This window comes from Psychroserpens jangbogonensis (assembly GCF_000797465.1).
Classification (GTDB): domain Bacteria; phylum Bacteroidota; class Bacteroidia; order Flavobacteriales; family Flavobacteriaceae; genus Psychroserpens; species Psychroserpens jangbogonensis.
Genome location: NZ_JSWG01000004.1, coordinates 72,726 through 88,321, shown reverse-complemented (window position 1 = coordinate 88,321; position 15,596 = coordinate 72,726). Strand labels below are relative to the sequence as shown.

The 15,596-nt window shown below is 32.7% G+C and carries 13 protein-coding genes and 1 tRNA gene; 7 read left to right on the top strand and 7 right to left on the bottom strand.

The features are described 5' to 3' along the window. Complete coding sequence (locus RH81_RS02710; RefSeq protein ID WP_033957349.1) at positions 1 to 606, bottom strand: TetR/AcrR family transcriptional regulator; 606 nt, start codon at positions 604 to 606, stop codon at positions 1 to 3. Positions 607 to 730: 124 nt separating this feature from the next. Between RH81_RS02710 and RH81_RS02705 the strand changes: the two genes are divergently transcribed. Continuing rightward, on the top strand, positions 731 to 1,705 hold the full coding sequence (locus RH81_RS02705) for a polyprenyl synthetase family protein (RefSeq protein ID WP_033957347.1): 975 nt from the start codon (positions 731 to 733) through the stop codon (positions 1,703 to 1,705). Further along, on the top strand, positions 1,705 to 2,055 hold the full coding sequence (locus RH81_RS02700) for a hypothetical protein (RefSeq protein ID WP_033957345.1): 351 nt from the start codon (positions 1,705 to 1,707) through the stop codon (positions 2,053 to 2,055). Before RH81_RS02705 ends, RH81_RS02700 begins: the two co-directional genes overlap by 1 nt. Here the strand turns inward: RH81_RS02700 and RH81_RS02695 are convergent. Beyond that, positions 2,052 to 2,585, bottom strand: a complete 534-nt coding sequence (locus RH81_RS02695) for a hypothetical protein (RefSeq protein ID WP_033957344.1) — start codon at positions 2,583 to 2,585, stop codon at positions 2,052 to 2,054. The genes RH81_RS02700 and RH81_RS02695 overlap by 4 nt on opposite strands. A gap of 115 nt (positions 2,586 to 2,700) precedes the next feature. Between RH81_RS02695 and RH81_RS02690 the strand changes: the two genes are divergently transcribed. Then, the gene (locus RH81_RS02690; RefSeq protein WP_033957343.1) at positions 2,701 to 5,457 is read left to right on the top strand and encodes a 2-oxoglutarate dehydrogenase E1 component; all 2,757 of its coding nucleotides are present in this window, start codon (positions 2,701 to 2,703) and stop codon (positions 5,455 to 5,457) included. A 76-nt stretch (positions 5,458 to 5,533) separates the two neighbouring features. Beyond that, entirely contained in the window at positions 5,534 to 6,748 is a 1,215-nt protein-coding gene (gene odhB / locus RH81_RS02685) for a 2-oxoglutarate dehydrogenase complex dihydrolipoyllysine-residue succinyltransferase (protein ID WP_033957341.1), read from the top strand. A gap of 717 nt (positions 6,749 to 7,465) precedes the next feature. On the opposite strand, the gene RH81_RS02680 is transcribed toward odhB, so the two are convergent. After that, positions 7,466 to 8,101 (bottom strand): response regulator, encoded by a 636-nt coding sequence (locus RH81_RS02680; RefSeq protein ID WP_033957339.1) that lies wholly within the window; start codon positions 8,099 to 8,101, stop codon positions 7,466 to 7,468. A 42-nt stretch (positions 8,102 to 8,143) separates the two neighbouring features. Then, positions 8,144 to 8,584 carry a retropepsin-like aspartic protease family protein gene (locus RH81_RS02675; protein ID WP_033957338.1) on the bottom strand — a complete coding sequence of 147 codons (441 nt, stop codon included), beginning with the start codon at positions 8,582 to 8,584 and terminating at the stop codon, positions 8,144 to 8,146. 51 nt (positions 8,585 to 8,635) lie between these two features. Here RH81_RS02675 and RH81_RS02670 point away from each other — a divergent pair, with 51 nt between their 5' ends. The 3 genes from RH81_RS02670 to RH81_RS02660 all read left to right on the top strand — a co-directional run bounded on the left by RH81_RS02670 (position 8,636) and on the right by RH81_RS02660 (position 10,590). Beyond that, complete coding sequence (locus tag RH81_RS02670; protein WP_033957335.1) at positions 8,636 to 9,403, top strand: TatD family hydrolase; 768 nt, start codon at positions 8,636 to 8,638, stop codon at positions 9,401 to 9,403. 2 nt (positions 9,404 to 9,405) lie between these two features. Next, positions 9,406 to 10,437 (top strand): asparaginase, encoded by a 1,032-nt coding sequence (locus RH81_RS02665; RefSeq protein ID WP_033957330.1) that lies wholly within the window; start codon positions 9,406 to 9,408, stop codon positions 10,435 to 10,437. 65 nt (positions 10,438 to 10,502) lie between these two features. Beyond that, positions 10,503 to 10,590, top strand: a tRNA-Ser gene (locus RH81_RS02660). Between the two features lie 36 nt (positions 10,591 to 10,626). Here the strand turns inward: RH81_RS02660 and RH81_RS02655 are convergent. From RH81_RS02655 to dinB, 3 genes are read right to left on the bottom strand one after another with little or no spacing between them, the layout of a single operon-like run. Then, positions 10,627 to 11,364 carry an SOS response-associated peptidase gene (locus RH81_RS02655; protein WP_033957327.1) on the bottom strand — a complete coding sequence of 246 codons (738 nt, stop codon included), beginning with the start codon at positions 11,362 to 11,364 and terminating at the stop codon, positions 10,627 to 10,629. Between the two features lie 35 nt (positions 11,365 to 11,399). Next, the gene (locus RH81_RS02650; RefSeq protein ID WP_033957325.1) at positions 11,400 to 14,357 is read right to left on the bottom strand and encodes a DNA polymerase III subunit alpha; all 2,958 of its coding nucleotides are present in this window, start codon (positions 14,355 to 14,357) and stop codon (positions 11,400 to 11,402) included. Further along, positions 14,357 to 15,571, bottom strand: a complete 1,215-nt coding sequence (gene dinB / locus RH81_RS02645) for a DNA polymerase IV (protein WP_033957323.1) — start codon at positions 15,569 to 15,571, stop codon at positions 14,357 to 14,359. The genes RH81_RS02650 and dinB overlap by 1 nt, the downstream gene beginning before the upstream one ends. Positions 15,572 to 15,596: the final 25 nt, after the last annotated feature.

Below are 15,596 nucleotides of genomic sequence, written 5' to 3'. Positions count from 1 at the left end.
TTATGATTGATTCTTATTTATGAAATTATTTAAAATTGTCATCCCTTTATCGGATACAATAGCTCTTAAGTGATATTCGAGATAACTTTCCATGAGATAGTCCATCTGGAACTGTTCAGTTGGAAAAAACATGTTATCCTTAATGCCTGTCATACCTGTGAAATACATTCTAGATATAAAATCGACATCTATAGTGTTTCTAAAAACTTCTGTACTTACGCCATGCTCAAGACTTTCTTGAACAGATTGATGCATTTTTTCGAATTGTTTAAATTTTAATGCCGCATGAATCTGTGGGTAATACTTTTTAAGTTGATATTGTGGTGATGCTTTTTCATTTTTTAAATGATGCATCACAAACATTTTGATAGAGTATAATTCTTCAATTGGGTTTGGTGCTTTTTCACAAATGTCATCAATACCTACACAAATTTTGTCAAACAAATTGAATGTAACGGCTTCAACTAATTTAGTTTTATTGCTAAAATGGACGTAAATCGTCTTTTTAGAAATCCCCATTTCATTGGCAATATCATCCATTGTCACACTTTTAAAACCTAGGTTTAAAAATAGATCTGCCGACTTAAGTATAATTTGTTCTCTCATAATTTGAGTGCAAATCTACAACAGGAAACTTTAAAAACAAAAATAGTTTCCAAAGTTTTAATGTTTTTTTAACATATAGTTAAAGTGTGATTGTAGATTTACTCATTTACATTATTTTTGTACAATGCAGAATATCCAATCCTATCAAGAATCGTTTTTAAAACATTTAGAAACTTTTATAAAACCTAAAGAGCCTACTACTCTTTACGATCCAATTAATTATATCATTCAACTTGGAGGTAAGCGTTTACGACCAATCTTAACTTTAATGACTGCCGAAATTTTTGATTGTGATTATAAAAAGGCACTTAATGCTGCTTTAAGTGTGGAGGTCTTTCATAATTTCTCATTAGTTCACGATGATATTATGGATGATGCACCTTTACGACGTGGAAAAGAAACGGTTCACGAAAAATGGGATGTGAATACTGGTATCCTTTCTGGAGATGCTATGCTCATTATGGCTTATCAATTATTTGAAAACTATGAGCCAAAAACTTTTCAAGATTTAGCGAAATTATTTAGTAAAACTGCATTAGAAGTTTGTGAAGGACAACAATATGATGTTGACTTTGAAACTCGAGATGATGTGACTATTTCTGAATATTTAAAAATGATAGAATACAAAACGGCTGTTTTAGTTGGAGCTGCCATGAAAATGGGAGCTATTGTTGCAAATGCTTCAGAAAGTTGTCAAAATTCTATTTATGAGTTTGGTAAAAACTTAGGCATTGCTTTTCAGTTACAAGATGACTATTTAGATGCTTTTGGCAATCCAGAAACCTTTGGGAAGCAAGTTGGAGGTGATATTATTGAGAATAAAAAGACCTATTTATATTTAAAATGCTTAGAATTTTCTAGTAAAGATGACCAAAAGCAATTAGAGCATTTATACAGTGTAAATCCAACAGATCCAAGTGAAAAAATAGAAACTGTAAAACAATTTTTTATATCTAGCGGTTCTTCAGAAGCAACAAAAAAGGAAATTGAAAACTACACTAAAAAAGCATTCTCAGTTTTAGAACGCATAAAAATTTCTGAAGACAATAAAAATGCATTAAGAGCATTTGGAAACGATTTAATGACTAGAAATGTCTAATGCAGTTACCACAAACATTTGAAGATTTAGTTTCAGAAGCTGAAGGTTTAGAACTCTATTCAAAACTAATAAAGCAAATCAATAAAGATTTTTTGTTAGCCAATATAGATCTCGATTTTGAAGAAAACATCTTACCTTCAAGCCTCAAATACTTGTTGCATGAAATCGTCTTTAAACTCATACAAGAGAAATTTGCAGACTATCTAAACTTACTTTATATCATAGATGTTTCAGAAAATAAAATAAAACAACTAGATGGTAGTGATACATTAAAATTATCGGAAGTGGTCACATTTTTAATATTACAACGCGAGTGGCAAAAAGTTTGGTTTCGCAATACCTATTCTTAAAAAAACACTCTTACAAAAGGAACCCATGGATCTGCATAAGTGCTTTTTTCTCTATCATAAAGCACATCATATCTAATTCCGAAGGTGACATTTCCATTACCGTAACCTAAACCCATAAACAAACCAGGATACCAGTAATTTTGATCTTCAAAAGCAGAATCATCAAATTTACGGCTAACATTGAGTTCTTCAAATTCGGCAGATACTTGTAATTCTCTTATTGGATTAAATAATCCAATAACACTAGCTCCAAAAATGGTAGATTTGTAAAAATCATCTTGTTTATTATAGGTTGCATTTAAACCAACTCCAGCTGAAAACTTTGAGTTGAACTGATAAATTCCAGTTGGTGCCAATGTGCCACTAAAAAACCCATCACCAAAACTTAAGCCTATACCTCCTCCAAAACGAACATGATTCCAGAAATCACTTGTATTATCTTGATTTTGAGAAAAAGAAGTTAACGAACAGTTTAAAAAAAGAAAAACAATAAGGTAGGTTTTGCAATTAAAAAGAGACGAAAAATTCATTATATAAAATTTGAGTTAAATTACATCTATAAATATACCAAAAACATACCTATTTTTAGTAAATGTTGTATTTTTGACTAAATATTGTTGAAGCGAAAACGACTTACACCAAATAATGGATAAATATTCCTTTTTAAACGCAGCACATACGGCATACTTTGCTGATTTATACGAACAATACCAAAAAAATCCCGATTCTGTTGAACCAAGTTGGAGAGCCTTTTTTCAAGGTTACGATTTTGGCAGCGAAAGCTATGGAATGGATGGCGAAATTGCCGAAGGCGTTTCGACTCAAATCCCTGAACAAGTTCAAAAAGAATTCCAAGTAGTTAAACTTATTGATGGTTATAGAAATAGAGGTCATTTATTTACAAAAACCAATCCCGTTCGTGAACGAAGAAAATATGCTCCAACACTTGATATAGAAAATTTCGGACTATCGCAAAGCGATATGGATACTGTCTTTTCTGCTGGAGATATTTTGGGACTAGGTAAGGTAACCCTTAAAAATATTGTTGATCATTTAGAAAAAATCTATTGTGAATCTATTGGTGTTGAGTACATGTACATTAGGAAACCTGAAGAAATTCAGTGGATTCAAAATAAGTTAAATATTAACGACAATCAGCCACAATTTTCTCCAGATGAGAAAAAATATATTCTAAAAAAATTAAATGAAGCCGTTTCTTTCGAAAGCTTTTTACATACCAAATATGTTGGTCAAAAACGGTTTTCACTAGAAGGAAATGAGTCTTTAATTCCTGCACTTGACACTCTAATTGAAAGTGCTGCGAACCATGGTGTAAAAGAATTTGTAATGGGTATGGCACATCGTGGCCGTTTGAGTACTCTAACAAATATTTTTGGAAAATCCGCTAAAGATATCTTTAGTGAGTTTGATGGTAAAGATTATGAACAAAAAGTATTTGATGGAGATGTAAAATACCATTTAGGTTGGACTAGTAATCGTGTGACAGATGGAGGAAAGCAAATTAGTTTAAATATTGCACCTAATCCATCGCATTTAGAAACTGTTGGAGCTGTTGTTGAAGGTATTGTTAGAGCGAAACAAGATGACAAATACAGTGATGACCCATCACAAGTTTTACCAATTATAGTTCATGGTGATGCTGCTATTTCAGGACAAGGTCTCGTGTATGAATTGGTTCAAATGGCACAAATAGATGGTTATAAAACCAATGGAACAATTCATATTGTGGTTAATAATCAAATTGGGTTCACCACAAATTATCTTGATGGTCGTTCTAGTACTTATTGTACAGATGTTGGAAAAGTTACTTTATCACCTGTAATGCACGTCAATGCTGATGATGCTGAAGCTGTTGTTCATGCAATGTTGTTTGCGCTTCATTTTAGAATGAAATTTAAACGTGATGTGTTTATTGATTTATTAGGTTACAGAAAATACGGTCATAACGAAGGTGATGAACCTCGTTTCACACAACCGAAATTGTATAAAGCCATTTCAAAACATAAAAACCCAAGAGATATTTATGCTGCAAAACTTATTGCTGAAGGTATAATTGATACTGATTATGTTGCGGAATTAGAAAAAGATTACAAAGACAAACTAGAAGTTAAATTAGAAGACTCTAGAAAAACAGATAAAACAGTCATCACTCCATTTATGGAAGATGAATGGATAAACTTTCAAACGGTTGTTGAAGACAAAATGATGCAACCTATTGATACAAAATTTCCTAAAGAAGGCTTAGCTAAAATCACAAAAGTGATTTCAAACTTACCTAAAGACAAAAAATTTATTCGTAAAATTGAGCGCCTCGTTCAATCACGTCAAACTATGTTTGATGGTGATAAATTAGATTGGGCTATGGCTGAACATTTGGCTTATGGTACATTGCTAGAGGAAGGATATGACGTTCGTGTTTCTGGACAAGATGTAGAACGTGGTACTTTTTCACATAGACATGCTGTTGTAAAAGTTGAAGATAGCGAAGAAGAAATTTTATTGCTGAATCAAATAAGTGATAAACAAGGAAATTTTTATATCTATAACTCATTACTTTCTGAATATGGCGTTGTAGGTTTTGATTATGGATATGCTATGGCAAGTCCAAAAACATTAGTAATCTGGGAAGCACAATTTGGTGATTTTAGTAATGGTGCGCAGATTATGCTTGATCAATATATATCTGCTGCCGAAGATAAATGGATGCTTCAAAACGGATTAGTAATGTTATTACCTCATGGTTATGAAGGCCAAGGTGCTGAACATTCTTCTGGTCGTATGGAACGTTATTTACAATTATGCGCGAAAGACAATATGTTTGTTATGGATTGTACGACACCTGCAAACATGTATCATTTGTTGCGTAAACAAATGAAAGCAGAATTCAGAAAACCATTAATTGTCTTTACACCAAAAAGTTTACTGCGTCATCCGTTAGTAGTCTCTTCTGTAGATGAATTTGCAAACGGAAGTTTCCAAATGCTAATTCATGATACTGAAGTAAAAGCTACTAAGGTCGAAACATTAGTTTTTGTATCTGGTAAATTCTATTACGATTTATTAAAAGAACGTGAAAATCTTAAAAGAGATGATGTAGCATTGGTAAGAGTAGAACAATTATTTCCATTACCAGAAAAGCTAATCAAAGAAACAATTGCTAAATATAAAAACGCAAATGATATTGTTTGGGCTCAAGAAGAACCAAGAAATATGGGAGCTTACAGTCATGTACTAATGCATTTAGATGACGCAAAATCATTTAGAGCGGCTTCTCGTAGACCTTATGGAGCTCCTGCAGCTGGTAGTAGTGTGCGCTCAAAAATTCGTCATCAAGAAGTAATTGATTACGTATTTGATAAAACGAAAAATAACCAACGATAGATAATTACATTCCTTTTTAGGAAATTGACAAAATAAATAAACTGAAACAAACGCTTAAAAATAAAATTACAGAACGATGATTTTAGAAATGAAAGTTCCTTCTCCAGGAGAATCAATCACAGAAGTAGAAATTGCTGAATGGTTAGTTTCCGATGGAGATTATGTTGAAAAAGATCAAGCTATAGCAGAAGTTGATAGTGATAAAGCAACATTAGAATTACCTGCCGAAGCAAGTGGAATAATAACACTTAAAGCCGAAGAAGGTGATGCTGTTACTGTTGGAGCTGTTGTTTGCTTAATAGATACAAGTGCTGCAAAACCTGAAGGTGATGCTGCTTCTCCTGCAAAAGAAGAGAAAAAAGAAGAAGCTCCTAAAAAAGAGGCACCTAAACCAACTACAGAAACTAAAACGTATGCTACAGGAACAGCGAGTCCTGCTGCTAAAAAGATTTTAGATGAAAAAGGAATTGATTCTTCTGCTGTATCTGGTTCTGGAAAAGACGGACGAATTACTAAAGATGATGCTGTAAATGCAATACCATCTATGGGAACTCCAACAGGAGGAAATCGTGGTAGTTCTCACAGCAAAATGTCTATGTTGCGTCGTAAAGTAGCTGAGCGATTAGTAGAAGCTAAAAACACTACAGCAATGTTAACTACGTTTAACGAAGTTGACATGTCTCCTATTTTTGAATTAAGAAAACAATACAAGGAAGACTTTAAAGCGAAACATGGTGTAGGGCTTGGGTTTATGAGTTTCTTTACTCTTGCGGTCGTTCGTGCATTAAAAATGTATCCAGCAGTCAACTCAATGATTGACGGAAAAGAAATGTTAACCTATGACTTTGTTGATATTTCTATTGCAGTTTCGGGACCAAAAGGTTTAATGGTTCCTGTGATTAGAAATGCTGAAAATTTAAGTTTTAGAGGAGTTGAGGCTGAAGTAAAACGTTTAGCAATTCGCGCTCGTGATGGACAAATTACTGTTGATGAAATGACAGGAGGAACATTCACCATTTCTAATGGTGGTGTTTTTGGAAGTATGTTATCTACGCCAATTATTAATCCACCTCAAAGTGGAATTTTAGGAATGCACAATATTGTTGAGCGTCCAGTTGCAATTAATGGTAAAGTAGAAATTAGACCAATTATGTTTGTGGCTTTATCTTATGACCACAGAATTATTGATGGTAAAGAATCTGTAGGTTTCTTAGTAGCTGTTAAAGAAGCTTTAGAAAACCCAACAGAATTATTAATGGATAACAACATTAAGAAAGCTCTAGAAATGTAACCCATTTCAGCATAAGTTATTTAAATAAAAAAGCGCATTCCGAAGATTTGGAATGCGCTTTTTCTCCCTAATAAAAATAACTAACTAATAACTAAAAAAAATTAACAAGAATATTTACTGCAATGATTACAACAGCGCTAATAATTAAGCCTGTTATAAAAAATTTGTTGGTTAGACTCGTTTTGTGTTTCATTGTATCCATTTTGTTTCGATTTTGAATTGTTTTATAATAAAGTCCTGGGATAAAATACCCCAGAACTTTACACCCTATAACTAATTATCTTGTTAATTAAGATTAATTAGTTGCTATTCATAATCCCTATATAAATAACATAATGTAAAACTCGGCAATTAATCAAAGCGGCACAATACGTAGAACTACGTATAAGGCTTAAATAAATTTTTAAATCACTAAAAAACAGATATTTATTAAATGTTAAAATTTAATAATGCATAAAAAAAGCTCTGAGCTGTAAAAACTCAGAGCCTTTATCCTTTATTTCAAAAGGAAAATTGATTAATAGCATTACAAACTTCGGTATTAAATCAATGCAATACAATACGTAGAACTACGTATATTTTGGCTTTTTTTACTTTTTACCCATAAAAAAACCTTGAATCAATGACAATTCAAGGCTTTTTGTAAAATAACTCTCCCTAAAGAATTAATAGCAATACAAACTTCGGCATAAAATCTATACCAAACAATACGTAGAACTACGTATATTTTGCTAAAAATTCCTCTTGTCCTTTTGCATAAATTGCTATACTATTTGCATTAGAAGACAACTTTAACTTAGATCGAATATGACTTTTGTGTTTTTCAACAGTTCTATTTGAACAACCTATGATTGCTCCAATTTCTTTAGCAGTTTTATTTTTGGCTGTTAGTTGAAGCACTTTCATTTCAGTAACTGTAAGTGATTTCAACTCCTCAGGCGTTTGCTTTATTTCTAAATACTCTATCAACTCTGGACTAAAATATGAGCGTTCCTGCAACACATTTGCAATACAGTTTTCAACTTCTTCAATGGCAAACTCCTTAAGAATATATCCATATATACCGAGAGACTTAGCTTCGTTATAAATATCTTCACTTTTTTCGAAAGTGATAATAATAATTTTAGTTATTAACCCAGCATCCTTGCATTTTTTAGCAACCTGTAAACCAGTAAGATATGGCATTTGAATATCTAAAATAGCTATCTCAGGTTGATGTGCGTTGATAAGTGTAAATGCCTCCTTTCCATTTTTTGCACTTGCAATTACGTTAAATTCTTTTTCAAGAAGGAAGTCTTTGAGCCCTTTAAGGATTAGGGGATGATCATCTGCGATGATTATAGATGTAGGCATTTGCTATTAGTGTGAGGGATTTTTATAAAGATAATTAAAATCTTACAACTTTAGATATAAATACTTTTTTTCATAATCGATTACAGCCTTTCCTTTTTTAAGAACATCTGCTCCTATAATTCCGTCTACAGGTTTAGAATTATGATTGGTTAACGCAGTATTTACATGGGTTAAATTAAAAAGGATAAGCGCAACTTTATCTTCTTTCCATTTTCCTATCTTTAGTTTATTACTCTTAGAAATTTGAGTTAACATATCTGTAGCTCCTGCTCCTGCCGCCTTGATATCGCTATCTTTTGCCTTAAGGTTAAAAGTATCTATAGCCTCAAAACCAACACAAGAACTAGAAGCTCCTGTATCTAAAATAAATAAGCCGCGTTGACCATTAATTTTTGCTATAATCTCAAAATGATTGGTCTTTGTTAAGTGCAACTTTATTTTAGTATAGCCCTTATTTAAAAGGAATTCCTGTAAGCTTTCCATAACATTTACTTTTTTACAAATATAGTCTTATAAAACATTTATTTTTGCAACATGAAAATTACAGATACACATACACACTTATATAGCGAAGCTTTTGATGTTGACAGAAAAGACATGATTCAGCGAGCTTTAGATGCTAAAGTTACTCGGTTTTTTATACCTGCTATAGATTCTAGTCATACTGAAGCAATGCTTCAACTTGAGTCTGATTACCCAGATTGTATGTTTTTGATGATGGGTTTACATCCAACTTCTGTAAAAGAAAATTATAAAGATGAATTGCAACATGTTGAAGATATGCTTGCAAAACGTCAGTTCTATGCTGTAGGTGAAATTGGTATTGATTTGTATTGGGACACGTCAACTTTAGACATTCAGAAGAAAGCATTTAAGCATCAAATACAATTGGCTAAACGGTATAAATTACCAATTGCTATCCATTGTAGAGAAGCTTTTGATGAAATTTTCGAGGTTTTAGAAACGGAAAAAGGAGATGATCTTTTCGGGATTTTTCATTGTTTTACAGGTACTTTAGAACAAGCTCATAAAGCTATTTCTTATAATATGAAATTAGGAATTGGTGGTGTTGCAACCTTCAAAAACGGAAAAATAGATCAGTTTTTAAATGAAATAGATTTGAAACATATTGTTTTAGAAACCGATTCACCTTATCTCGCACCTAAACCATATCGAGGAAAACGGAATGAAAGTTCCTATGTTACAAAAGTTTTAGAAAAATTGTCTGAGATCTATGCCATTTCCGAAGAAAAAATTGCCGAAATTACAACTCAAAACTCAAAGGAAATTTTTAGTATTTAATCATGTCACAATCGCAACCTAACATTCTATTGATATATACAGGAGGTACCATTGGTATGATTAAAGATCCTGACACTGGAGCATTAAAAGCATTTGATTTTGAAAACTTACTTGAGCGCATTCCTGAATTGAAATTACTGGATTGTGACATTAATACCATCTCTTTTGACGACCCTATAGATTCAAGTAATATGAATCCTAATTACTGGACTCAAATTGCAGAAATTATTGAAAACGAGTATCAAAATTTTGATGGTTTTGTGGTTTTACACGGAAGTGACACCATGAGCTATTCGGCTTCTGCATTAAGTTTTATGTTTGAAAATCTAGCGAAGCCTATCATTTTTACAGGATCACAATTACCTATTGGAGATTTACGAACAGATGCCAAAGAAAATCTAATCACATCGATACAAATGGCGTCGCTTCAAAAAAACGGGAAACCTGTAATTCGTGAAGTCGGGCTTTACTTTGAGTATAAACTGTATAGAGGTAACCGAACAACGAAAATTAATGCTGAACATTTTGAAGCCTTTGAATCTTTAAATTATCCACATTTAGCAGAATCAGGTGTGCATTTAAATGTTTCAGAAAATGTTTTATTTAAACCTAATCTTAGAAAAAAATTGGTGGTTCACAAATCGTTTAACACCAATATTGCATTGATAAAATTGTTTCCTGGCATTTCTGAACCAATACTAGAAAGCATACTAAACACTGCTGATTTAAAAGGTGTCGTTTTAGAAACTTATGGAGCTGGTAATACAACCACAAGACAGTGGTTTATAGACCTTTTGAAACGAACGATTAAAAGAGGGATTCCAATTATAAATGTAACGCAATGCTCTGGCGGAAGTGTAATGATGGGACAATATGAGACCAGCTCTCAACTGAAACAAATCGGGCTAATTTCTGGGAAAGATATTACAACTGAAGCAGCACTGACCAAATTGATGTTTATGTTAGGAGAGAACATTTCTATGAAAACATTTAAAACCATTTTTGAAACGTCTTTGCGTGGTGAAATGAATTAATAAATTTCAAATCAAATTTTAAGCTTTAAAAAATTTTATAGTTCTTTGCATTCACAAAATTAAAGAGAGAGGTGGCCGAGTGGCTTAAGGCGCACGCTTGGAAAGCGTGTAAACGTTAATAGCGTTTCGAGGGTTCGAATCCCTTCCTCTCTGCAAAGGAAAACCTGCAATTTACATTGCAGGTTTTTTTTAAAATTGTAATTCTAACTCTTTATATACTTGTTTCTCAATAATCGTGTTGATATTGCTATCTACTTTTGGGCTAAATAAATCTTTACTTATTGAATACGTTTCTAGATTAGATTCTGGATAGTCTTTATTGATAATAGACATAATATCCTTTTCATTTAAGTCAGATGACAGCCAATTATTCAATTCAGAATCATTAATTATTACAGGTTGTCTTCTTTTTAAATTATGAACTCTTTCAAATAAAGGAGATGCTTTTTTAGTTAAAATAGTAAAGGTTATGTAGCTGTCTATTTTGGTGTAAATTCCGGCTAAACATAAGAGGTTTTCATCACTGTTTTTAAAATAGAAAGGATACTTTTTATTGTTTTGATCATGAGGTTCAAAAAAACCAGATACCGGAATTACACAACGTTGATTAAAAATAGAGTTCTTATAAATGAAATGATCAAACAACTTTTCAGAACGTGCATTTAAGCCTCCTCCATATTTTACAGCTTCCTTATAGTAAGGCTTAATGTCTTCTACAGGTTTATGGCTTGGTACTATTCCCCAAACTCCTGGTGCAAGAATCTCTGATTTTTCTTGTGGCACCAATAGCATGTTCGGATGAGAAAACCCATTAAGATGATAGTTTGGTGTATCAAATAAAGGTCTAAACTTATCATCACTCAACGTTACTTTTAATTGTTGCTCTATTTTTCTTGTTGGATGACTTATACTCGTATGAAAACACATGACAATTGGTTTGTAATAAAATTAGTGAAAAAGGACTAATTATTTCTGGGGTCTTTTACAATCGATAATTTCTTAGACCAAACAACACTCATACTATAAAAATCGAATCGATCTGTAATATTTCCGAAGCATGCATACACACCTAATCCGTGAATAGGATATTTGTCTACCACATCTGTAAAATGAACGGCATCAAAGTAATCGCCTCGTTGGTCAATAAATGTACTTAACCTCATCAGTTTCCCTTTATACGTTTTATTAAATCTTGTAATGACTAAGCTTCCGTAAATTAGGATTTTTTTATTGATATGGTTCTTCATTTCGGAAGCGAGAATACCACCTTGCATTTCTTCATTTACAAGTTCAAAATAATGACATAACGGAAAGCCCAAAAGTTCCATTTCGTCATAAGCGTCTTCCACCCAATTAGAATTAAGTTTCGGTAATTTATACTTCTTATGTTCAATTTTAAATAATTTCGATTGTTGAGTTTTTAATCCATTAGCATTTAACTTAAAAATGGCCTTCCACAGCAATTCTGTTTTAAGCTGTTTGGTAAATCTAAACGCATCAATTCTAATTAAAATGGTTAGCTGCTCTATACTAATAACAACTCTATCAATAAAGTCATCTAAAGACAAATAGCTGCCATGTAGTTGTCTTTCTGTGAGCAACCTTTGAATTGTAAATCGTTCTAGTTGTCTTAAATACCCAAAGCCCAAATAAATAGAAGTATCTATTAATCTATTGGGATGATCACTATTATTAATACAAGGCAAACATATATTTGCACCTTGCATTTTGGCTTCATGTAAATAGTGCTCTGCGCTATAAAAACCGCCTCCATTATTTAATACTGCAGTCATAAATTCAAGTGGATAGTAACACTTCAGAAATAAACTTTGGTAACTTTCTACTGCGTAAGATGCTGAATGCCCTTTAGCAAAAGCATAACCTGCAAAACTTTTAATTTGATTCCATACTTCAAAGATCAAATCATCACTAAATCCTTTATGTCTACAATTGTCTATGAATTTTTGTTCAACAGCTACAAACTCTTCTCTTGAACGAAACTTTCCACTCATTCCTCTTCTGAGCACATCTGCTTCTCCTAGTGTTAAATCTGCAAACTGATTAGCGACTTTAAGCACATCTTCTTGATACACCATAACACCATAAGTTTCTGGCATAATTTTCAACAAAATTGGATGGGCATTTTTTCGTCTCTCAGGTTGTCGATGACGTTTTATAAACTCATCCTTCATTCCAGAACCAGACACACCAGGTCTTATGATAGAACTTGCAGCGACCAAACCCAGATAATCTTGAGTTTGTAATTGGGTCATTAAACCTCGCATTGCAGGAGACTCTACATAATAAGCACCAATTGCGCCTCCTGTTTTTAAAAGCTTATTTATGTGTTTGTCTTTTTTAAAAGCCTCAACATTAGTAATATCAATTGGAGGAACTTCTGGTCTGTTTTCCTTAATAATCTTGAGAGCATCTTTGATTTTGGCAAGCCCTCTTTGCCCTAAAATATCAAATTTGAAGACACCTACGTCTTCAGCAATAATCATATCAAATTGAACCGTAGAAAATCCTTTAGGTGGCATATTTGTTGCTGAATAATAATGTACTGGTTGATCTAAAATTAGAATACCAGCAGAATGTACACTCAAGTAATTGGGGAAACCTTCTATGAGTTTACCATACTTTAAGACGAGTTTAGAAATATCATCTAAGCTTGAAATTTGAAAATGTCCTTTGCTTAATTTATCTATTTCTTCTTTCGGCAATCCGAAAACCTTACCTAACTCTCTAACAACAGCTCTATATTTGAAGGTATTATAAGTTGCTAGTAAAGCGGTGTGCTTAAATCTTCTGAAAATATAAGCGGTTACATCATCTCTGTCTTTCCAAGAAAAATCAATATCGAAATCTGGAGGTGATGCTCTAAACGGATTAATAAATCGTTCAAAATATAAATCTAATTCTATTGGGTCTACATCTGTAATTCCAATAATATAAGCCACAATACTATTCGCTCCACTACCTCTTCCGACATGAAAATAGCCTTGGCTTTTTGCATAAGAAACGATATCGTGATTAATTAAAAAAAACGATACAAAGGTCATCGATTTAATTGTATCTAATTCTACTTTTAACCGTTGTAAAACCGTTTTATTCGGATTTGAATATCGTTTTTTCAACCCTTGGGAACACAACAATTCTAAGAGTTCAAAATCTTCTTCAGGTGAATTGGTATAGCACTTTAGATTTTGTGAAATCCGTTTATCACCAAACCCAAAACTAATACTACAACGGTCTAATAGGTTTTTGGTATTGGTTATGATATGAGGAAAATCGTTAAAGGCTTTTTTTAGTGTTTCTGCAGATAGCATACTATCTGTAAGCCTACATTCTTGAGATTTTTCTAGCTTACTTAATAAAGTGTTATTATCTATAGCACGTAAAAGTCTGTGTGCATTGAAGTCTTTTTTGGTTCTAATGGTTACGGTTTGCAAGACAACCAACTTATCTTTAAAACGATGTAATCTTGAAAACGGAAGTTTCCTTAATTCTTCAACAGAAACACCAATATATTCATTGTCCTTGTAGACTTCAATCTCAAGTTCTAAGGCTCTTTCAAATGGATAAACAATGTAGCAGTTTTCAAATTTTGGAGCTACATCTGGTATATTGATCCGGTTTTCAGAATGGTAAGACAAAAAGGTATTTAACGCTTTAAATCCTTCGTTGTTTTTAGCAATCCCGATAAAATTCTGCTTGGCATTATTTCTAAAATCTATACCAATTACGGGTTTAATATCATACGCTTTTGCTTTCCGAACAAAATTTAAACAGGCAGATGTATTATTGATGTCTGTTAAAACCAAGGTATCTATATCGTGTTCTTTGGCAAGCTCTAAAAGTTGAACTTCAGAAAAAGTACCATATCGCAAGGAATAATATGTATGACAATTGAGATACATTATTGTTTTCTATGTGCCAATAAAACTGGTGGTTCGCCATTAAACGGATTTTGAAATCTTCCAATCGTCTTTGCTCCCATTGAAGACGCTCTCATAATACTTAACTCTCCATATCGATCTCTTATCGTGTCCATAGCATTATAGAGATTTATCATGTCTTCGGTATCATCAAAGAGATGTATTTGGTAATTACCGCTAACAATATCATTGATTTTCACACCAACCAAGCGAATTAATAAACGCCTTTGGTGTAGTTTTTCAAATAATTCTAACGCTTTTGGTATAATGATATGGTCTGCACTTGTGTATGGAATTTTAATCTGTTTGCTATAGGTATTAAAATCTGAATACCTGATTTTTACACTTATGGTACTGGCTAGTTTATTACCTCTTCTAAGCTGAAACGCCAAATTTTCTGCCATTGCAAAAATGGTAGTTCTTAGCTGCTTCATATTAATGGTATCCTTAGTAAAGGTTCGTTCTGTAGATATAGATTTTCGTTCATGATATGGTATTAATGGAGGATTGTCAATACCATTAGCTCTTTTCCATATTGTTCTTCCGTTGGCTCCCAAAGCACTTATCATCATATCTAATGGCATTTGCTGAACAACACTAACCTTATCAACACCTAGATTTCTTAGTATTTGATATGTTTTTACTCCTACGGAAGGGATTTTCCGAATAGATAAAGGTGCTAAAAACGATTTTTCATATCCTGAATCAATCTTTAATTGATTATTAGGTTTTGCTTCTCCTGTAGCTACTTTAGACACAATTTTATTTTCAGATAAACCGAAGGAAATCGGCAAACCACTTTCGTTTATGATTTTTTGCCTTAACTCTGACGCATATTTATAGCAACCGTGAAATTTATCCATTCCTGTAAGATCTGCGTAAAATTCATCAACACTAGCTTTTTCAAAAACAGGAACATTCTCTTTAACGATATCTGTTACTAAATGCGAATATTTTGAATATATACCTGAATTACCTTTTATAACAACAGCCTCTGGACATAGCCTTCTAGCAACTTTCATTGACATACCAGAATGCACACCAAATGTTCTTGTTTCGTAACTACACGCAGCAACTACACCTCTATCTCCAGTGCCACCAACAAGCAAGGGCCTGTTTTGTAACCTGCTGTCAATAAGACGTTCACAAGACACAAAGAAGGTGTCTAAATCAAAATGTAAAATACTATTTCGCATATGACAAAATTAGCTACATATTGTG

Coding starts and splice junctions, on each gene's coding strand:
- RH81_RS02710 (WP_033957349.1), bottom strand. CDS start 606: ATGAGAGAACAAATTATACTTAAGTCGGCAGATCTATTTTTAAACCTA.
- RH81_RS02705 (WP_033957347.1), top strand. CDS start 731: ATGCAGAATATCCAATCCTATCAAGAATCGTTTTTAAAACATTTAGAA.
- RH81_RS02700 (WP_033957345.1), top strand. CDS start 1,705: ATGCAGTTACCACAAACATTTGAAGATTTAGTTTCAGAAGCTGAAGGT.
- RH81_RS02695 (WP_033957344.1), bottom strand. CDS start 2,585: ATGAATTTTTCGTCTCTTTTTAATTGCAAAACCTACCTTATTGTTTTT.
- RH81_RS02690 (WP_033957343.1), top strand. CDS start 2,701: ATGGATAAATATTCCTTTTTAAACGCAGCACATACGGCATACTTTGCT.
- odhB (WP_033957341.1), top strand. CDS start 5,534: ATGATTTTAGAAATGAAAGTTCCTTCTCCAGGAGAATCAATCACAGAA.
- RH81_RS02680 (WP_033957339.1), bottom strand. CDS start 8,101: ATGCCTACATCTATAATCATCGCAGATGATCATCCCCTAATCCTTAAA.
- RH81_RS02675 (WP_033957338.1), bottom strand. CDS start 8,584: ATGGAAAGCTTACAGGAATTCCTTTTAAATAAGGGCTATACTAAAATA.
- RH81_RS02670 (WP_033957335.1), top strand. CDS start 8,636: ATGAAAATTACAGATACACATACACACTTATATAGCGAAGCTTTTGAT.
- RH81_RS02665 (WP_033957330.1), top strand. CDS start 9,406: ATGTCACAATCGCAACCTAACATTCTATTGATATATACAGGAGGTACC.
- RH81_RS02655 (WP_033957327.1), bottom strand. CDS start 11,364: ATGTGTTTTCATACGAGTATAAGTCATCCAACAAGAAAAATAGAGCAA.
- RH81_RS02650 (WP_033957325.1), bottom strand. CDS start 14,357: ATGTATCTCAATTGTCATACATATTATTCCTTGCGATATGGTACTTTT.
- dinB (WP_033957323.1), bottom strand. CDS start 15,571: ATGCGAAATAGTATTTTACATTTTGATTTAGACACCTTCTTTGTGTCT.